The sequence below is a fragment of the Odoribacter splanchnicus DSM 20712 genome (assembly GCF_000190535.1).
GTDB lineage: Bacteria > Bacteroidota > Bacteroidia > Bacteroidales > Marinifilaceae > Odoribacter > Odoribacter splanchnicus.
The window spans coordinates 313,665-333,932 of the sequence record NC_015160.1; the positions used below are offsets into that span (position 1 = coordinate 313,665).

Genomic DNA, 20,268 nt, shown 5'->3' on the forward strand with positions numbered 1-20,268 from the left:
GATTTTATTTAGAGGGTATTAACACTCTCTTAGATTTATTGATTATCTTCCTGTACAAGTTTCATTACCTGGCTGTGCACAGTTATATCCCGTTCCATCAGGTCTATAGAATCTTTCCCAAATTTTTTGATCATAACCTCCTTCTGCACTTGCTAATGCCTCCAAGTTCGAAAACATTAATCCAAAGGACGAAATTTTATCATTGTCAGCCAGTTTTGTCCCGATAGTAGCTAATACTACAAAGAAAAGTAATATACCTATTTTTACAGTTCTTTTTTTCATATCATTATAAATTCTAGTTGTTTAATAAAAAATGAATTTTTCTTAATCTAATTTGTATAATCCCCTGCCTTGCAGCGAAACTATACGAAAAAATCAGTACATTGCGACCTCTCTTTCTTTTTTAGAAGAGTGAGGGGACGATGACAGATTGTCTTTTCAAAAGTTGGTCTGTCGATCGTCCCTGTTCTCTATAGTTTAAACATTTATTAACGGAATAAAGTAAAATAAATTATTTTAAGAAAAAAAATTTCTAATATTCTATAATATACCCGAAGAGTATTTTTGCAACATGCTGTCGTATCGAGAGCGATATAGTTTCCTTGTCGGGGTATGTAGCGGTTCCATTTTCCGAATATTCCAATTCAGGCGGAAATCGAATAGAAATCTACGACAAAAGCCTCAGCGACAATGTGATTGTCAGTGAGAGGACGATTACCATCAGGTATTGGAAAAGGGTTTTGAGGAGTTTCTTCATGGAAATTTGAATTTAATTTGAGTATTTACATTTTACTGAAATAATTGTTCTTTATTTTTTTTAAATAATTTCTCAATGACTCTGTGTCGTCTTTGTCTGGAATGAAAATATTTTGCACAGTATTGTTTGAATCTATTGTAAACAATAATGGAGTAGTATATTTGCTTAGTGGAATTTTTTCTTTTTTTAATGAAGTAGTTATTTGTTTCCCTAAAAAGTTTTTTCTTAATCTGTTTTCAATATCATTTGAAAAAAATATAATATATTTATTTTTTGTATAGTTGGGAAACTCTGATTTGATGGTTTCACTTATTTCCTCGAGACACGGTTGACAAGCTTCCATTGAGAAATGGAAAACTAAGATATTTTTTGCAGATATATTTATCTCTGGATCTGTACTAGTATAGAAGGGGGTATTTTCTATTTCTTTGATTATTTTTGCTTTGATTGTTTCAATATAGTGTATATAATTGGATTTCCGAGTATGATATTTCTTATATTGTCGAGATATAAATATGGATAAACATACTAAGTTGAAAACGATTGTGGGAATAATAATATATTTCATTTTCATAACTATTCCTTTTTTAAAATATATTCGATTAGAATAGGATTACTATCTTCTGTCAGCTGATTTAATATTTGATTGTTTTCGTCGTCGAGTACTTGTTCATTCAGATATTCTTCTTTTTTTCTCCAGGGTTCGATGGGACCGAGAGCAATGGAATCGTTTAGAACATAGGGAGTGAAGATGACTCCTTCTTTGGTTTTGTGAAATACAATATTCCGCTGTGTCTTTTTATTGTGTAGAACATTTACATATTTTTTGCCGGATCGGATAGAGAGACAAGTATAACGGTATAAATCGGTTTCCAGGTTATTGACATGCGTATAGGGGAGTAATTCCTGTATGGCAAAATAATCTTTTCTATTATTTCGGTCGTATTCGGGAATCACTTCGTTCGGGTCGTATTTGTGTCCCGGGAAAAACCATCGATAGGCAGGAGCTATGTTTGTCGGGGTAATGGCGAATACATCATCGTATAAATAACGGGAAAAATATACGGTGTCTCGGAAACGGTAAAAACTGCTCAAGGGCGAGTTTATGGATAATTTTTTTGAACTTTTAAAACCACTGTAAACGATTTTTGAAGTAGTCCGGGAATAAATATTTAATGTAGAAGGTTCTGATAGACTATAAAAGGCAATACTGTCTCGGCTCAAAGGAATGAATTCATCGTATGCATGCAGGTCTTTGGGTAACCTGAAAGAATGGAGATATTTACCGTTTAAATCAAAAGCAAGCAGTTTTCCCCAGGGATCGAGTATCTCCAGGCATCCGTTGAAAGGATTTATGGCTAAATCTGAAATAGACATATATTCTTCGGGTCCTCTCCCTTTTCGGTTTATTTTAGAAATAAACTGTCCTTCTCGGTTGAAAATGAAAATTTGATTCTGGATACGATCGTAAATAAAAATCTTGTCTTTAGAGGTAATAATTTTAGTAATATGGGCGACTAATGAAGAATCTGTCGTTTCCAAAGGAATCAGACGGACCTGGGAAACGAAATCGAACAGGGATATCTCGTCTTCCTGTTCGATAGAAGCGGTGATAGTATCTACTTCTTCGTTAACGGTGAGTGAGTCTTTACAGCTGCCGATAAATAGGCAGAGAACTAATATAAGAATGGTATTTTTCATTTCAATGGTAGTTATTAAATAAATAATTTGAGGAATTTGTTTTCAAATTTTGTTGAAACATGATGAAAACAAATTCCTTTTTCATTTTACATATAATCGAAAGGTTTATCGCAATAATCACTTAGAAAACCTGTCTCTTTACACCACCAATAGTGGGCAGAACCTATTGGTTCATAACAACGTCCCCATCCTTTGCCGCTACAATTAACGTCAACAGGAGGTAAAGTCTCTCCTGCTGCAAATGCTTCTACTTTATCGAAGAGAAGTTCTAATTTTGAATTATCTACATTTAACATGTTTATGAAATTGAAAATTGTTAACATAATACATATGCAACTTCCAAAAATTAATTTTCTTTTCATATTCTTTTAAATATTAAATTTTAAGTAATTGGATCAATTTGATTTTTAATTGGATTTATAATTCTCCCTGCCTTGCAGCGAAACTATACGAAAAAATCAGTACATTGCGGCCTCTCTTTCTTTTTTAGGGGAGTGGTGGGACGACGACAGATTGTCTCTGTCAAAAGTTGGTCTGTCGATCGTCCTATTTTCTCTAGGTTAAACATTGTATTAACGGAATAAAGTAAAATAAATTATTTTAAGAAAAAAAATTCTAATATTCTATAATATACCCGAAGAGTATTTTTTAGGTAACAGGCTCTCCATTTTTCGTATGTTCCGGTTCTTGAATTGCTCGGTATCGTAAATTTAGTTTTGTAGTGAGAGAGAAACTAGAACGGGATATTATTTCATACGCCATTTATTGTAGTATTCCGTATCTTAGCCATATCCTAGTCCGGATATTTCTTCCGTTTGGGCTACCGAATCTTATTTTTGGGGGAATATCTAAAGATACAAAAAAGCCAACTGATCCACAATGTTTTAAATATGAATCAGTTGGCTAGCTTTATGTTATTATTGAATGTCCCGCTTTCGGTCATTTTTTCCCTTTCAGTCTTCCGAGAATACGGGGGATGTAAGTAGAAATGTGCCGTTTCTTTTTGGCTTCGTATACATCTGCAATTTTTATCAATATCGCAGATTCCTCCACTCCGCCGAAACCGGGGTTGATGGCCGTTCCGAACATCTTCATCGAAGGGGACAGACTCATATAAGCATTTACCAGGGGAGGAATGTTTTCTCCCAATTCCCGGACATAATGGGACAATATCTTGTAATCTTCATTATAATTATTACCGATAAAGATTTTTTTCATCTGCTCCTCGTCGATTTGAATATCCAGGGGATGGATGGGAACCACTAAACCTACTGTATCCTTGAAATATTTATCTATAAAATAGAGGATCATATTCCGGGCCTGAATATTAAAACTGGTATACATCGTCACTTTCCCGAAAAAATATTCTATCTGGGGATGTTCTACCGTGAGGGCTCCCAATCCGTCCCAGAGATTGTCCAGAGCGAAAACAGATTTTCGTCCCATGCGGGTCGACTGGTAGATCGGATGTACGAAAGAACGTCCGAGTTCGATCATTTTCGGCAGGTAATCGGATTTGAATTGATCTGAAAAACGGAAAAGTTCGGTTGTCGCCAGGTTCGGTTCTCCTTCGGCATTGAGCGATAGATGGTCACAAAGAATATAACGGTAGCCTCCGATAATTTCCTGTTCCTGGGGATCCCAGACGATCAGTTGCTGATAAGGAGTTTGTGGATCGACATCGAATTCGTCGATGTCGGTTTCTTTCCCGGTACCACCTCCGGCACTACGGAACGTAAGCTCGCGGATACGCCCGACTTCCTGCATCAGGTTTGGAGCAGAATGAGCATCGAAGGTATATATTTCATTACCGCCTTTATTCGTCTTCCGCATAAAATGTTCTTCAGTCAGCTCGGCGATAAGCTTCTTTTTCTCGATAGGGTAAATGACAGGTTGCATTTTTTTACAATTTGAAAATATAGGGTTTTATCGATGGGAAGCAAGGAGCCGGTGACTTCTGTGCCGATCGATTCCACGGAACAAATATAATGCTTTATCGTTTTTTTTTTGTATCTTTACACGCAAAATAATGATATCGATTAAAGCATAAAGCCCGATGAAGTTCAAGGTATTTAGTAAAATTCGTTTTTTCTTTCTGATATATAGCGTTATGATCTTTAGCGCTTGCCATGATTCCGATAAGATCGAGCCGGAATACGGCGAACGTACCGTATTGATTTATATGGCAGCCGATAATAATCTGAATAAAGACGGTGAAACCAATATAAAGTCTATCCTGAAAGGGATGGAACAAACGGCAGGACGGCTGGTGATTTATATCGATCCCCGGTATGATGTGCCTCGTCTGCTGACCGTTAAAGGGGGGAAAGGATGCCGTCTGGATACCTTGGAGACTTATACAGAAGAAAATTCGGCTTCACCCGAAGTGTTGGCAAGGGTGGTAAAGGAAGTGCAAAAAAGATATCCGGCCTCTTCCTATGGGTTGGTATTGTGGTCGCATGGTCTGGGGTGGGTGCTGCCGGAATATTCCTTCCCGGGGGGATATGCGATGCGGTTGCCTGATCCGGATATGCCGAGGACGAAATATTATGCCGAAGACGAACATCCCGGAACAACGGGGAAGGCTTATATGGATATCCGGGAGATGGCTGCCCGCTTGCCCGGACATTTCAGTTTTATCCTTTGGGATGTATGTTTTATGGGAGGTATCGAGGTGGCTTACGAATTGAGAAATAAAACCGATTATATGATCGCCTCTCCGGCAGAGGTGATTTCCGACGGGTTTCCCTATGAAAAAATGATGCCTTTGCTTTGGGGAGGAGAAGAGGCTATGAAACAGATTTGCCGGGAATATTATAACCATTACAATAAATATCAGGTTAATTCCCTGTGGCGTTCGGCGGTGGTCGGGCTGGTAAAGACCGAAGAATTAGAACCTTTGGTAGCGAAGGTACGCACTCTTTTAGCCGGGAAGACCGACTATGTGAGAGCCTGGCATTATCCGCTGAGTAAGGGGGGATTGCCTATGGTATTTTTCGATTTCGGCGACTATATCCGGAAGATGACAACCGAAGAGGAATATAACTCGTTTAAGAAACAACTAGACCGGGTTGTGATCTACAAGGCAGCTACCGAAAAATTGTTCGGTGATGAGGTGCCTGCCGATAAGTTTAGCGGCCTGACTTCATATATTCCTTTTTCGGAATGGTCTGATATGAATACCTATTATTATACTTTGGATTGGGGAGCTACGGTATACGAAAATAATTGATGGGATGAACCGACGGATTTTACAACTGGCGATACCTTCTATTGTATCTAATATCACAGTCCCTTTACTCGGTTTGGTGGATGTCACGATTGTCGGGCATCTCGGATCGGCGGCCTATATCGGTGCAATTGCGGTGGGAGGATTGTTGTTCAACATCCTCTACTGGAATTTCGGTTTCCTGCGTATGGGTACCAGTGGGTTGACTTCTCAGGCCTATGGACGTAAGGATGCCGATGCAGAGGTAAAAGTATTGGTACAAGCGGTCAGTGTCGGTTTGATTTCTGCTGCCGCTATTCTGATCCTGCAATATCCTGTCGAACGGCTGGCCTTTTATTTATTGGATACCAGCCCGGAGGTAGAACAATATGCCGTCACCTATTTCCGGGTGTGTATTTGGGGGGCTCCGGCTGTATTGGCGATGTATGGTTTCAAGGGATGGTTTATCGGAATGCAGAATTCCCGTTTCCCCATGTATATCGCTATCGCGGTCAATATCATCAATATTGTCTGTAGCCTCTGTTTTGTGTTCGTCCTGGGCATGAAGGTGGAAGGGGTGGCTTTGGGAACCGTAGTGGCCGAATGGTCGGGATTGGCTATGGCTTTGTTATTGTGGAGAAAGCGTTACGGGTGGTTGCGTTCCCGGATCGTTTTGCGCAATAGTTTACAATCGGTGGCTATGCGCCGTTTTTTTGCCGTTAACCGGGATATTTTTTTAAGGACTGTTTGCTTAATCGCCGTCACTACTTTTTTCACTTCTACCGGTGCACGTCAGGGCGATACTATTCTCGCAGTGAATACTTTGCTGATGCAGCTTTTTACCCTTTTTTCCTATATTATGGATGGTTTTGCCTATGCTGCCGAAGCGCTGGCCGGGCGGTATATCGGGGCTTGTGATCTGAAACAGCTCCGGCATGCGGTGCGCAATTTATTCGGTTGGGGAGTCGGGATGTCACTTTTATTTACCTTGTTGTATGGCGTAGGAGGGAAAAATTTTTTAAGTTTATTGACCAATGATCAACAGGTGATCCGGGTGGCAGGAGATTATTATTATTGGGTATTGGCCATTCCTTTAGCAGGTTTCAGTGCTTTTTTATGGGACGGTATCCTGATCGGAGCTACGGCTACCCGCCAGATGCTGTGGGCTATGGCAGTCGCAGCAGAGGCTTTTTTCCTGATTTATTACTGTTTTGCGGGAGGAACCGATAATCATATCCTGTGGTTGGCATTTCTGGTATATCTTTCATTGCGTGGTATCCTGCAAACACTTTGGGGACAGCGGATATTTTCACCACGATACCTGAAACAGGGCTGAAAATTTATCGGTACGATAAATTTTAGTTTGTGAAGTTTATAAACTAAATCGGATTATGAAACGTTTGGAAATTCTTTTGGATGACATTACACATTTAAAGGTAGATGCGATTGTGAATGCTGCGAATTCTTCGTTGTTGGGCGGAGGAGGTGTCGATGGGGCTATTCATCGGGCGGCCGGACCTGAATTGCTGGAGGAATGCCGGAAATTGAACGGTTGCCCGACAGGAGAAGCGAAGATTACGAAAGGGTATCGTTTGCCGGCGGCTCATGTGATACATACGGTAGGACCGGTTTATCGGGACGGCGGGCATCATGAACCGGAATTGTTAGCCTCCTGTTATCGTAACAGTTTGCGGCTGGCAGTAGAGAACGGGTTGAAAACCATCGCTTTCCCCTGTATCAGTACCGGAGTATATCGTTATCCCAAACTTGAGGCTGCCCGGATCGCGTTCCGGGAGATCACTCGTTTTTTGGCTGTTTATCCCGGTTTTGAACAGGTGATTGTCGTCTGTTTCGGGCCGGAGGACTTCAATATATATAACCGGCTTTTGGCAGAAGGGCCGGAAGCTTAAGAAAGATCGGCTCGCATGCGCTTTATACCTCCGATAACAATACCGTAATTTATCAGGAGGATCAGGATCAGACTCCCCAGGAAATATTGCCATCCCCAGGTATCCAGGATCACACCCGTACCCCAACCCAGCAAACTGGATCCCAGGTAGTAGGTGAGCAGATAAATAGAGATAGTGACCGAACGCTTGGAGAGATTGTAATCGCTGACAATACGGTTGCATAAAACATGTACGACGAAAAAATTGAAAGTAAATACAGCCAGTCCTAAAGTCACGACCCGGAAGTCGGTGATGTATAATAGTAAAATGCCGGCAGCTGAAACTAAAAACATGGCTTTTAATACCTTAAAATGAGTGAAGTACCGGGTGAGTCCGGCTGTCGCAATCGACCCGAAAATACCGAATATATACATTAAATAAATATAGTGGATATAATGTTCCGGGAAATTGAAAGGTGCTTTGGTCAGATAGAATCCCAGGTAATTGTATAAACTGACGAAAACCCCCAGGATCAATCCTCCGGTCAGGTAGAAAGGGATCAATGCTTTTGAGGTGATCAGTTGGAGATTTGCTATGATGAGGGTATGAAAGCTTTCCTTGCGGGGCATAAAGTTGGTGGAGCGGGGGCTGAACAGTAAGAACAGTATGGCGAATAAGGCGCAGATCAAACCGATGCTGACCGATGCGATCCGCCAGGTGTAAAGGGCTCCGATCCAGGATGAAATGACTCGTCCGGCCATACCTCCCAATGCGTTTCCGGCGATATACAGGCCCATGATTTTCCCTTTGTTGCGGGACGATACCTCTTCCGCAATGTAAGCCATGGATACGGATGTGGCTCCGGATAATAGAAAACCTTTGGCAGCACTGAGCAAAATCAGCGGAAGAAAGGTCGGGGAGAAAGAGGCCGCAACGGAAAAGATCGACGAACTGAGTAAACCGGTACCGATCATTTTTTTCCGGGGAATGCGGTCGGCCACGAACATGGTGGTAAAAAGACCGAAGACCATTCCCAAAGTCGAAAAAGAAATAGCGAAACTGCTTTCGCTGGCCGAGAGAATAAAATCTTTGGCTAAATCCGGTAACAAAGGCTGGAAATAGTAGAGCTGGGCAAAACAGGAGAACCCCGATAAGAATACACATATTGAAATAATCAGGTCCTTCCGGTTCTCCTTTTTTTCTATGTCTGCAAAAGAAGTATTCATTGAAAACCGTGGAATGATATCTACCTTTAAAATCCGGTAAAATTACCATTGCAAAAATAGGAAAAATTATTAAAATTTTTCCCTGTATATCCGGGGATATCGGATGAAAAAATCGGTGGGATAACAATACCGGGGGAGGCGGGGTTGGGCGGACAGGGAATGACTAGAGAAAAGAGTACAAGGCATGCTATCGTTTACAGACAGTTTGTCTTGTACTCATACCGGAGGAAAGAGATTGCCGGCCTATCCTGCCGGATCAGATCTTTACGACCCAAACAGCCAGTTTACTACCGGATACTGTAAACTTACCGTTTCCCTCTTCATCTATGGTTACTTCTTCCTGGCGGTTACCGGTAATTTCGTGCCATATTTCTCCTTGGTGTTCTGTGCCTACCTGCATAATTTTATCTCCGTCTTCACCGTTCGAGATCAGAAGGGCCAGGCCGGAATGCGGATGGGCTTCATCCCCTTTACGGGTGAAGCCGATTGTATTGGGGTGATCGAAATAGTCTAGCTGTTCGCCGTGGGCATATTTTTTACGGGCGTCCAATAAAATATCCAGGATCGGACGGTGAGGAGATTGCTTTCTTTTAATGCTATAATAATCGCCGTAGAAAATACAGGGATACCCGTCTTTTCTCAATAAGATCAAGCCATAGGCCAGAGGTTTGAACCAGTCTTTGACTTGAGATTCCAGGGAACTGTTTTTCTGGGAATCGTGATTGTCTACAAAAGTGACCGCTAAGTCGGGATGGTCGTTGACCAGGGTGTCGTTGAAAAGTTCTTGTAAATCGTAGTCCCTGCCTTTTTGTGAAGCCTGGAAAAAATGATAATGTAAAGGGACATCGAATAAGTCTATCTTATATTTAACCTCGGAAAGGTATTTGTCCAACGAGTCTTTATCGTTTTTCCAATATTCCCCTACGGCATAAAATTGTTGTCCTTGTTTAGCTCTGACGGCTTCGAGGAAATGTGCGATAAATTGATCGTTGATGTGTTTGATGGCATCGAGACGCATCCCGTCGAGGTGTAATTCCTGGCTGACCCAGATCCCCCATTTCTTCATTTCTTCCACTACTTCCGGGTGATCGAAGTCGATATCGGCAAACATCAGGAAATCGTAGTTGCCGTTTTCGTCGTCTACCCCCTCACTCCAGGTTTTTCCTTCACCGACAATCTGAAAAATTCCTTTTTTACCGGTAGCTACGTCGCAGTCGATGCCTGAAAAATGATACCAGTGCCATTTGAAATCCGAGTATTTATTTCCCCGGCCCGGAAAATTGAAACCGGTCCATCCTTCGATTTCATAGGGCTCACCGAGTTGTTCTGTTCTTTGGTCGGGGTTTACTTCCCGGGCCATGAATTTTTCGGTATAGTCCGCTCCGGCTTTGTGGTTCATCACGGCATCCAGATAGACACCGACCTGATTTTTGTGCAGCTCGTCGATCATTTCCTGTAGTTGCTGTTTGGTACCGTATTTTGTCCGGATGGTTTCTTTTTGATCGAATTCTCCCAGATCATAAAGATCATAAGTACCATATCCTTCATCGTCTTGTTTCAGGGCTTTGTAGGCTGGGGGAATCCAGACAGCCGTAATTCCGATCGCATGTAAATGAGAGGCATCCCGTTTCAACTGATTCCACAAATCCCCATCGTTGGGCATATTCCACTCGAAATATTGCATCATGACTCCGTTTTCCATATTTTTTTGTATTGGTTTCCTGTTTAAAACGAAATTTTACGCCATAAAGTTCTTATGATAAGATTATTTAGAAACTTCTGATCTTTTCTGACGTTAAAAGAGTATCGAACGGCGTGTCATTCGACAGTTTCATACCGGACTCCATGATCGGCCATTTTGTGGCCGTAAAAAAGTGTTCGTAGGGTATATAACTTTATAAATTAATTTAACCCGTTCGTTTTAACCGAAACAGATATGGAACAGAATAACAGAATTTGGTGGAAAGAAGCGGTGGTTTATCAGATATATCCCCGTAGTTTTAAAGACAGTAATGGTGATGGAATCGGAGATTTATGCGGAATCATTTCCTGTTTGGATTACATCAAAAGCCTGGGAGTCGATGTGATTTGGCTGAATCCGATTTATGCTTCGCCTAATGATGATAATGGATACGATATCAGTGATTACCGGGCTATTATGAAAGAGTTCGGAACGATGGAAGATTTCGATTTGTTACTTCGGGAAGTGCATGCCCGGAATTTAAAACTGATACTGGATTTGGTCGTAAATCATACCAGTGACGAGCATCCCTGGTTTCAGGAAGCCCGCAAGTCGCGGAAGAATCCGTATTATACCTATTATCACTGGTGGCCGGTGGAACAGGAAACTCCTCCCTTGCGTCCGAGTTATTTCGAGGAGTCGGCCTGGACTTACGACCCTCATACCCGGGCCTGGTATTTACACTATTTTTCGCGGAAACAGCCCGATCTCAATTGGGAAAACCGGGAGGTGAGAGAAGCGGTGTATGATATGATGCGTTTTTGGTTCGATAAAGGAATCGATGGTTTTCGGATGGATTCTATTCCTTTGATCGCTAAAGACCCGGCTTTCCCGCCTATCGACCGGAAGAAGTATCCGGATTTGTTTTCTTCTTATGCACATGGACCTCATTTGCACGAATATTTGCACGAAATGAACCGCGAAGTATTGAGTAAATACGATATAATGACCGTTGGAGAAGGTTCGGCCGTTACTTATAAAGAAGTGGAAAAATTTGTCGGGCCCGAGCGGCAGGAATTGGATATGTTATATGGATTCGGCCCTTCGGAAGTCCGGAATTATACAACGGCCGATTGTCCCGATTCAGGTATCGGCTATAGCCTGATCGCTTTGAAAAAAATGTTCTCCGGTTGGGATAAAGCGGTCGGGAAGGGATGGCCTGCCATTTATCTGGGAAATCACGATCAGCCCCGGATGTTGAGTCGTTTTGGAGATGACCGCCCGCAATTCAGAGTATATGCCGCTAAGATGCTGGCGACTTTTTTACTGACGATGCGGGGCACTCCTTATTGGTTGGCAGGTGATGAAATCGGGATGTGTAATCCGAAGTTCGACCGGATCGGGGATTATCGGGATATTGCGACTTTGAACCAATACAAACAGATAGAAAAACGCAAAGGAGATACGCAATGGTTTCTTCAGATGCAGCAACAGACTTCCCGGGATAATGCGCGGACACCCTTTCAATGGGATAACTCGGGACAAGCCGGTTTTACAACCGGAATGCCCTGGATCGGAGTGAACCCCGACTATCGGAAAATCAATGTCGCGGCCCAGGAAAAAGATCCCTGGTCGGTATTGAACTATTTCCGGCAATTGATCGCTTTACGGAAAAGTTCTCCGGATCTTGTTTATGCCGGCTATACCTTGTTGGATGCAAAAAATCCCCGGACCTATACTTATCTCCGTAAAGGAGAAAAATATCACTATCTTGTTGTACTGAATTTCTCTTCCAAACAGGCTGAGGCTTATCCGGGAATCGATATGCAGGGAGCGGAAATTTTAATGTGCAACTATGGCGATCTGCCTCAGTTAGATAAGGTAGTATCTTTACGGCCATACGAAGCGGTGGTGATGCGGTCGGAGGAATTCGGCGGTTGACGGGAGTATGGTTTGGCACATAATTTTGTATCTTTGCGCTCTCTTTTTTAAGCGATGGAGCGGATTATTTTTATCTTATCATATGAGAAGCGTTGGGATTGCTGGATGGTGTATGCCAACCGGGCAATAGATGCCGGTGATTTTTTTCAAAGTATAGGTCGGTATATCGGGGATGAAGACCTGGAAGTATGGCCTGTAGTCAGAAAGATTACGGAAACGATCCGTAAGTACGATACCCCTATGCTTTTCAAACAGTTTGGCCGGAAAAAATTTAAGGATGAACGTATGTTCCTGCAAAAAGTGGAGGAAGCGTATATCCGTGAAGATATCCGGCCTTATATCGATAAGTATGTCGCACAGGTACTGGATGAACTGACCGAAGCGGGTTGTCCTTTGTTTTTGAAAACCAGTCGTTTAGATAATTTTTATAAGAATCAGCGCCTGATGCTTAAATCCGTTCCTTTGCGGGCATTGTTGAAATTCGAAAGGACAGGGGAGTTTACCCGTTATATTTTGCGTTTGACAGATGGAGAAAAGACCTTTTATCCCAGTGATTACGCGTTGAAGGTGCTGACCCGGCGGCCTTGCCGGGTGGTTTCAGGCAGGCAGCTATTCCGTTTCCCGGAAGATTTCGACGGGCAGCGTTTGCAACCTTTTTTGCAGAAAAGGGAGATTATGATCCCCAAGGCAAACGAAAGTATCTATTTCCGGCGTTTTATCCTGAAAAATGTACGGCATGAAGAGATCGAGGTACAAGGTTTCGACGTGATCGTCCGGGAAGTAGAAAAACAGGCCTTCCTGTCACTTGAACGCGATATACTCGGCATGCCGGTCCTGGTGATGGAATATAAATACGGTAATCAATATATTCCCGGCTGGTCGTCCCGGAAAGCTTTGGTGGAATTATATACGGAAGGAGACCGCTATGCTTTCTATAAGGTCAGCCGGGATCCGGAATGGGAACAGCTGCAAGCCCGGCAATTGGTTGCTTTGGGGATCAGGAACGATACGGAAGGGTATTTCCATTTGCCGGAAGTTACTGTGATGACCTGGAAGACTGAAAAAGAAACCGAAGATCGGGACAAAGTGAGCGGGGAGGTTATTGCCGATGCCTGGCAGAAGACCGTGACCTGGGTACAGACACATGGGGATGAGTTGAAAGCGATGGGGATCGGCTTCACTCAGAAAACATTGCGCCGGGCCTATTATATCGGAGCCTGGCAGATCGATAGTTCGGTATCGGAAACGATGGATTGGTTCGAATTGAAAGCAGAAGTTATTCTGACTGATGGGCGCCGGATTCCTTTGCTTCGTTTCCGGGACCATATTCTGACGGGTAAACGTGAGTTTTTACTCGATGACGGCACTTTATTCCTGATTCCTGAAGAATGGTTCGCTACCTATACCGAGTTGCTTTTATTTGCTCAAGGAAGGGGGACTTCCTTATTTTTTCACCGCAGCCAGTATATTTTATTAAAAAACTGGGCGGAGACGACCTGTCATTTTTCATTGCCGGAGAATTTGCAGGAAGAGGTGACTCTGCCCTTTGATTTTCAGGTGACTTTACGTCCGTACCAGCGTTTCGGTTATGAATGGATGTACCGTTTGTACCGATGTGGCTTGGGAGGTTGTCTGGCCGACGATATGGGATTGGGAAAAACACTTCAGGCCATTGCCCTGATCTTGAAATACAGGCAGGAAGGAGTAAAAAAGCCTGTTGTAAACCGATGGCCTGACAGCGGAAAACAACTGAGTTTGTTCGATGCCCCGGAAGAGGTAAGCAGGCCGGATGAGGGAGATCGTTCATTGGTATACCATACCTGTCTGGTGGTTGTACCGGCTTCTTTGATCCATAATTGGCGGAATGAACTTCGGAAATTCGCTCCTCAGCTGACTGTGACTATCTATGCCGGAACTAACCGTATCGATTTGCGTTCATACCTGCAACGTTCGGATGTCGTATTGATCACTTATCATACTTTGCGGAACGATATCGATATTTTGTCCCGCCTGACTTTCGGTATCGTCGTTGCCGACGAAGCACAAATGTTAAAGAATCCGGGGTCTCAGCTCCATCAGGCTATGATGCGTATTCAGGGAAGGTGTTTTTGGGCTTTGTCGGGTACACCGATAGAAAATTCACTGACCGATTTGTGGGCTGTGATGAATTGGGTGAACCGGGGATTACTCGGATCACAGCGTTTTTTCCGCGATCATTTTATCCGTCCTATATTGGCCGATGTAGAAGGGCGGATGAGCGAAGCTTTGCGTAAACTGATCGCTCCGTATATTTTACGCCGTACCAAAGAAGAAGTGTTGGCCGATTTGCCGGATCTCACAGCCGAGTTGGTCGTTTGTGAACCCGAAGAGGAACAGCGGAAGGTATACGAAGAGGAACAGTCCCGGGTGAGAAATTATATCTTGAGTGAGAGAGAGAATCAAGGGGAATTGCGAAGTGATTTTATGGTTTTAAAAGCTCTGATCCGATTGCGTCAGATCGCCAATCATCCCCGTTTGGTCGAAACTGGGTATGAAGGAAATTCCGGAAAATTTAGTGAGGTATTCCGTATGTTGGGAGAAGTGATTGCTTCCGGACACAAGGTGTTGGTTTTTTCTTCTTTTGTAAAATATCTTAAAATGGTAGCTGAAGAAACAATGGTCCGGGGATGGAAATATGCGATGCTGACAGGCTTGACTGCCGACCGGGAACAGACTATCCGGCATTTTCAGGCCGACCCGGAATGCCGGATCTTCCTGATTTCTTTGAAAGCCGGTGGGGTAGGCTTGAATCTTACCGAGGCCGATTATGTATTTATTCTCGACCCTTGGTGGAATGTCGCTGCTGAAAATCAAGCCGTTAGCCGGGCCCACCGGATCGGGCAAAAACGGGCGGTATTCGTCTATCGTTTTATTACTGCCGGAACACTCGAGGAAAAAATTCTGGCTATCCAGGAACGTAAACAACGCCTTGCCGATTCTGTCATAACAGCAGCTACTTCCATCCCTTTGACAGATGAAGAATTATTGGAAGTGCTCTGAAGGGAACCTTGAATTTGGAGAAAAGAGTACGGGAGAATCAAAGTTGACTCTTCATTTCTATATTGTTTCTTCAAAAAAAGTTGAATTATAGGAGTTTATAAAGTTCATGAGGTTCATAAAGTCGATGGATCCTGCGAGCGCATTTTTTTACGGCACTGGGGCGGCCGGCCGGCACCGGAAGTTACGTTAATGAAAGTGCCCGCAGGGTTCAGGACTTTACGAACTTTAACGATTAATTATTCCTGCTTATTTGAAAGCCCCCAGGCCGAAAAGAGCGAAATCATACCGGATCGGATCGACCGGATCGAATTCACGAAGACGCCGGGTAAGCTCTTCGACAGCTTTGGCATCGTTTTGTTTACGGGTAAGCAGACCGAGTTCGCGGCTTACATGGCCCGTATGCAGATCTAAAGGGATCAATAGGGCGGAGGCCGGGATACCTTTCCATAGTCCGAAATCGATACCGCTGTGGTCGTGTCTCACCATCCAGCGAATAAACATATTCACTCTTTTGGCGGCTGAGCCTTTGTCTACACACGCGATGTGGCGGAGTACCCGGGGCTCGGCCGGAAGGGTAGTGAAAATCCGATACCAATGGCGTAATACCTCGAACATATCCCCGTGTATTTGCCAGGCGGTGGTGAAGACATTTTCCAACCCTCCTTCATGGCGGTAGATATGGGCTAAGGAACGTAAAAAATAACTACAGTCATAACCGTTGAAAGTGCGGTGTTTGAAATGTTCGAAACGGGTGAAATCGCTTTCCCGGGCATGCAGGACGAAGTCATAAGGAGCATAATCCAGGAGCTGCATGAGTTCCTTACACTTTTTTATGATGGTCGGACGTTGCCCCCAAGCCAGGGAGGCTGCCAGAAAACCGGCTATTTCGATGTCTTCTTTCTCTTCGAATAATTTAGGAATTTGAATGGGATCGGTATGGATAAAAAAATCGGAATGGCAATATTCCTGATATTTTTCATCGAGTAGTTGTTTTATTTCTAGTGATGTCATATTCGGTCGGGTTTGGTGGCTCTGAGCATTTCTCTTTTTCCGGGAGGTCCGGGCAGGCGTTTTAAGGTGAAACCGACTTCGCGTAAGGCTTGCTTGACTATCCCCTTGACACAATAAGTCACCAGGATTCCTCCCGGTTTCAATGCTTGGGCGAACCGGCTGAATACTTCCGGAGTCCAGAGATGGGGTTGCACTTCCGGGTTGAAGGCATCGAAATAGACGATATCGAATCGGGCCTGAAATTGTATAGACCGGAAATCTGTCCGGTATTTGTGTAAATGAAATAAAGGGGTAATCTGCTCTCCGCAATCCCAGGGGGCGTCGTGCAGCATGGCGAATGATCCGGGATCGGCAGCGGGAAGTTGATCCGGATAATGAAGACGATTTACTTCTTCGGGCGGTAACGGATATTTTTCCACACTGTGATAATCGAGCGGGAGCTGGAGTTCTTCGCTCCGCAATAAGCTTAAATAAGCATTCAGCCCGGTTCCGAAACCGGCTTCCAGAATAGACAACGGGACTTCGGTGGGCGGCCGATGTTCCGGGGAGGTCAGATAAAAATCCAGTCCGGCCCGGATAAAAATATGAATAGATTCCTGAATCGCTCCGTGTACCGAATGATAATGTTCATTCAGTTCAGGAACATATAAGGTTATACTACCGTCTTCTGTTTGAATCAATTGATGTGGCATCCTTTCAACAGATTTCTGCTCTGAGTAAATTGACGAATTCGATAATATCACTTTCTGTCGTGTCGAAGGAGCAGACCCAACGTACTTCCGAGGCATTTTCATCCCAAATGTAAAAGAAGCATTCCGACTGTAATTTGGTTATTTTATCGCGGGGGATGATAGCGAATACTTCATTGCCTTGCACCTCTTGAGTGATGCGGATTCCCGGGATTTTAGCCGCTTCGTTGGCTAACATCCGGGCCATCCGGTTGGCATGTCCGGCGGTCTTTAGCCAAAGGTCGTGTTTCAGGACTGCCGAAAATTGGGCGGCGATGAAACGGGTCTTCGAGTGAAGTTGCATCAGTTGCTTACGGATATATTGTACCTCTTTGGCGACTTCCGGGTTGAAAAAGACGACAGCTTCTCCAAACATCATCCCGTTTTTAGTACCTCCGAAACTCAATACATCGATACCGACCCGGGAGGTGATGTCGCGGGGATCACATCCCAGATAGGCGACGGCATTCGAAAGACGTGCTCCGTCCATGTGTACATACATCCGATGGGCATGGGCATAATCGCAAATTTCTTTTAATTCGGCAGGAGTATAAACCGTCCCTAATTCGGTACATTGAGTCAGGGAAATCATTTTAGGTTGTGAGTGATGTTGTTCTCCGAAACCGTGCATGTGGTTTTGGATAAGACCGGTTGTCAGTTTCCCGTCGAAAGTTGGGACGGTCAGTAGTTTACAGCCCGATTGTTTCTCGATCGCTCCGCATTCGTCCACATTGATATGGGCGGTCTCGGCACATATAACGGCGTTATAGGAATGGGTGAAGGCAGATAGGCTGAGTATGTTTGCCCCTGTACCGTTATAGACGAAAAATACACGGATATTTTCTCCAAAAACATTTTTGAAATCCTGTATGGCTTTTTCAGAATAAACATCTTCTTCGTAAGAATGCTGATGCCCATAGGCTGCCTCTTCCAGTGCTTTGAATACTTCCGGTAATACGCCTGAAAAATTATCGCTTCCAAAACCTCGAATCATGATAAAAATTAGAATTAAAGATAAAACGATTCAAAGATAATGAAATTAATCCCTAATCTCCAATCTTTCCCTTCTAATCCCTTTTTTTCCGGAGTATCCATTTTAGCATAACGATGAAAATTAAAAAAGAGGATACAAAGAGTAGAAAATGGCCGTATTTCAGGTCGGGGCGTTTATCGAGTATTCCGATCGCTCCGATAAACAGGCCGACCAGAAGTATCGCATAAGCGAGCCGTGAGGCTCCGTTCCGGAGCATTTTCCGGAATTCAGGAACATCCGTGATTTGTAACTCGTGTTTGATTTCGCCTTGTTTGAGTTTGTATAATATCTCGCTGATATCTCCCGGAGCGGTTTGCAGGAGGGTGGCATATCCTTTTAAGGTTTGGAAAAGCGAGGCGGCCATCTTTCGCGGAGAAAATTGAGTCATGACAACCTCTTTGGCGTAAGGGATGATGAGCTTGGCAAAGGGGATGTCCGGGTCCAGACGTTCGGCCACTTTCTGGATTGTGGCCAACGCTTTGGCCAGCATAAAAATACCGGTAGGCAGACAAAGTCCGTATTTGGTGATCAGGTCGATACAATCCTGGATCATCTTGGCGTAATTGAATTTCTCGATCGGGAGTTGGGAGAAGCGTTTAATCATTTGTTGCAGGCTGAAAATCAAATCGTCCCGTTGGTCGAAAAAACGTTGATCACAAAGCCGGATCATGGAGTCGGCCAGGCCGATAGGATCCCGGCGGGCGAAACCGATGGAAAGGTTGGCCAGAAAATCCATTTCCCGGGGACGGAGAGCTCCGACCATCCCGAAGTCGATAAAGGCGATCCGATTGCCCGGCAGGATGAATAAATTACCCGCATGAGGGTCGGCATGGAAAAAACCTTCCTTGAAGACCATGATCAGCAAGGCTTCCGCTCCGTTGAGGGCTATTTGTACCGGATCGAGTCCGGCAGCCTTCAGCTGAAGCGGATCGTCCGGCGACATACCGAAGATCCGTTCCATAATGAGCATCCGGTGGGTCGTATGTTTCATGTCGACATGGGGAATGTAGATCCGGGGATTGTCTTTGAATATATCCCGGAAACGCAGGATGTTCGTGGCTTCGTTATAATAATTCAATTCCTTGAATATGCTTTCGCCGAACTCGTCGACGACTCCTACGATATTGATGGCAGCCATTTCGGGGTATTCCAGGGCTAATTTCTTGGCCAGATAGCGCATGAGGTATAAGTCTAGTTTGATTTTCTGGTCGATATTCGGGCGGCGGATTTTGATCACGACGTCTTTCCCGTTTTTCAGACGTCCGGTATACACCTGGCCGATAGAAGCCGAAGCGATACAATGTGGATTGAATTCTGAAAAAACATCCTTGATTTCGGCCCCTAATTCATCTTCAATCAGGCGGATCGCCAGATGGTCGTCGAAAGGGAGGGCATTGGTCTGTAATTTCTTCAATTCTTTTCTGAACCGTTCGGAGAGTATATCCGGCCGGTCGGCCAGGATCTGACCGAATTTGATATAAGTTGGTCCCAGATCCTCTATGGTCAGCCGCAGCCGTTCCTGGGTGGTATATACTGGTTTATGTTGGCGGATACGGCGCTTTCGGATACGACGCCCCAGAAAAGTATGGGAAATCATTTCCTTAAAACCGTGTTTGACCAGAATACTACCGATTTGAATGATTCTGGTGATCTTCAGATACCCTACGTATACATCTGTAATTCTCATTGCTCTTCGGGTTTAGAAGGTTGGGGAGGAAACGAAGCATCTTCCAGTAAAGCATTCAGCTTTTCTACAGCTGTTGTGAGTTGATCGAGGGTTTGAGTAAGCTTTTTATCCCGGCGGGGAGTGAATAACTGACGCAATAATAAAGTGCTGTTCAGCCCTTCCATAGCTCCTGCTATATGATCACTGAGCCGACGGGCTGCTTCCGGATCTTTATGAGTCTGTTGTTCGATAATTTTGGATACCTTTTCGATAAAAGCATCCCGGTCACTGAGCGAGGCATTGATGGAAGCCCGTAAAAGCAAATATAATAAGTCGTTTGTCATACCGATTACTTTAAGCATTGTCGATTGCAAAATATTAAACGAAA

At 43.9% G+C, this 20,268-nt stretch carries 17 protein-coding genes; 5 read left to right on the top strand and 12 right to left on the bottom strand.

Annotated features, from left to right (window positions below; translation table 11 throughout):
• Positions 1 to 42 precede the first annotated feature (42 nt).
• The 5 genes from ODOSP_RS01335 to ODOSP_RS01355 form a co-directional block, all read right to left on the bottom strand.
• Entirely contained in the window at positions 43 to 282 is a 240-nt protein-coding gene (locus ODOSP_RS01335; RefSeq protein WP_013610617.1) for an NVEALA domain-containing protein, read from the bottom strand.
• A gap of 500 nt (positions 283 to 782) precedes the next feature.
• Positions 783 to 1,331, bottom strand: coding sequence for a hypothetical protein (locus ODOSP_RS01340; RefSeq protein ID WP_013610618.1), 549 nt, complete (start codon positions 1,329 to 1,331; stop codon positions 783 to 785).
• 2 nt (positions 1,332 to 1,333) lie between these two features.
• Entirely contained in the window at positions 1,334 to 2,458 is a 1,125-nt protein-coding gene (locus ODOSP_RS01345) for a 6-bladed beta-propeller (protein WP_013610619.1), read from the bottom strand.
• Between the two features lie 86 nt (positions 2,459 to 2,544).
• Positions 2,545 to 2,820 (bottom strand): hypothetical protein, encoded by a 276-nt coding sequence (locus tag ODOSP_RS01350; RefSeq protein ID WP_013610620.1) that lies wholly within the window; start codon positions 2,818 to 2,820, stop codon positions 2,545 to 2,547.
• Positions 2,821 to 3,397: 577 nt separating this feature from the next.
• Positions 3,398 to 4,357 (bottom strand): GNAT family N-acetyltransferase, encoded by a 960-nt coding sequence (locus ODOSP_RS01355; protein ID WP_013610621.1) that lies wholly within the window; start codon positions 4,355 to 4,357, stop codon positions 3,398 to 3,400.
• A gap of 157 nt (positions 4,358 to 4,514) precedes the next feature.
• Between ODOSP_RS01355 and ODOSP_RS01360 the strand changes: the two genes are divergently transcribed.
• From ODOSP_RS01360 to ODOSP_RS01370, 3 genes are read left to right on the top strand one after another with little or no spacing between them, the layout of a single operon-like run.
• Positions 4,515 to 5,690 (top strand): clostripain-related cysteine peptidase, encoded by a 1,176-nt coding sequence (locus ODOSP_RS01360; protein WP_013610622.1) that lies wholly within the window; start codon positions 4,515 to 4,517, stop codon positions 5,688 to 5,690.
• Positions 5,691 to 5,694: 4 nt separating this feature from the next.
• Entirely contained in the window at positions 5,695 to 7,002 is a 1,308-nt protein-coding gene (locus ODOSP_RS01365; RefSeq protein ID WP_013610623.1) for an MATE family efflux transporter, read from the top strand.
• A 55-nt stretch (positions 7,003 to 7,057) separates the two neighbouring features.
• A complete protein-coding gene (locus ODOSP_RS01370; protein WP_013610624.1) occupies positions 7,058 to 7,576 on the top strand; it encodes an O-acetyl-ADP-ribose deacetylase in 519 nt (172 codons plus the stop codon).
• On the opposite strand, the gene ODOSP_RS01375 is transcribed toward ODOSP_RS01370, so the two are convergent.
• Both ODOSP_RS01375 and ODOSP_RS01380 read right to left on the bottom strand, forming a co-directional pair.
• Entirely contained in the window at positions 7,573 to 8,781 is a 1,209-nt protein-coding gene (locus ODOSP_RS01375; protein ID WP_013610625.1) for an MFS transporter, read from the bottom strand. The two genes, ODOSP_RS01370 and ODOSP_RS01375, sit on opposite strands and share 4 nt — an antisense overlap.
• Before the next feature lie 256 nt (positions 8,782 to 9,037).
• A complete protein-coding gene (locus ODOSP_RS01380) occupies positions 9,038 to 10,483 on the bottom strand; it encodes an alpha-amylase (protein WP_041556248.1) in 1,446 nt (481 codons plus the stop codon).
• A 234-nt stretch (positions 10,484 to 10,717) separates the two neighbouring features.
• Here ODOSP_RS01380 and ODOSP_RS01385 point away from each other — a divergent pair, with 234 nt between their 5' ends.
• Both ODOSP_RS01385 and ODOSP_RS18600 read left to right on the top strand, forming a co-directional pair.
• Positions 10,718 to 12,403: a glycoside hydrolase family 13 protein gene (locus ODOSP_RS01385; protein ID WP_013610627.1), complete on the top strand. Its 1,686-nt coding sequence runs from the start codon at positions 10,718 to 10,720 to the stop codon at positions 12,401 to 12,403.
• 54 nt (positions 12,404 to 12,457) lie between these two features.
• Positions 12,458 to 15,442: a DEAD/DEAH box helicase gene (locus tag ODOSP_RS18600; RefSeq protein ID WP_013610628.1), complete on the top strand. Its 2,985-nt coding sequence runs from the start codon at positions 12,458 to 12,460 to the stop codon at positions 15,440 to 15,442.
• A 246-nt stretch (positions 15,443 to 15,688) separates the two neighbouring features.
• On the opposite strand, the gene ODOSP_RS01395 is transcribed toward ODOSP_RS18600, so the two are convergent.
• The 5 genes from ODOSP_RS01395 to ODOSP_RS01415 all read right to left on the bottom strand — a co-directional run bounded on the left by ODOSP_RS01395 (position 15,689) and on the right by ODOSP_RS01415 (position 20,224).
• The gene (locus ODOSP_RS01395) at positions 15,689 to 16,453 is read right to left on the bottom strand and encodes a TIGR02757 family protein (RefSeq protein ID WP_013610629.1); all 765 of its coding nucleotides are present in this window, start codon (positions 16,451 to 16,453) and stop codon (positions 15,689 to 15,691) included.
• Complete coding sequence (gene mnmD, locus ODOSP_RS01400; protein WP_013610630.1) at positions 16,450 to 17,145, bottom strand: tRNA (5-methylaminomethyl-2-thiouridine)(34)-methyltransferase MnmD; 696 nt, start codon at positions 17,143 to 17,145, stop codon at positions 16,450 to 16,452. Before mnmD ends, ODOSP_RS01395 begins: the two co-directional genes overlap by 4 nt.
• Positions 17,146 to 17,149: 4 nt before the next feature.
• Positions 17,150 to 18,175 carry a threonine aldolase family protein gene (locus ODOSP_RS01405; RefSeq protein ID WP_013610631.1) on the bottom strand — a complete coding sequence of 342 codons (1,026 nt, stop codon included), beginning with the start codon at positions 18,173 to 18,175 and terminating at the stop codon, positions 17,150 to 17,152.
• Positions 18,176 to 18,248: 73 nt separating this feature from the next.
• Entirely contained in the window at positions 18,249 to 19,901 is a 1,653-nt protein-coding gene (locus ODOSP_RS01410; protein ID WP_013610632.1) for an ABC1 kinase family protein, read from the bottom strand.
• Positions 19,898 to 20,224, bottom strand: coding sequence for a hypothetical protein (locus ODOSP_RS01415; RefSeq protein WP_013610633.1), 327 nt, complete (start codon positions 20,222 to 20,224; stop codon positions 19,898 to 19,900). Before ODOSP_RS01415 ends, ODOSP_RS01410 begins: the two co-directional genes overlap by 4 nt.
• Positions 20,225 to 20,268: the final 44 nt, after the last annotated feature.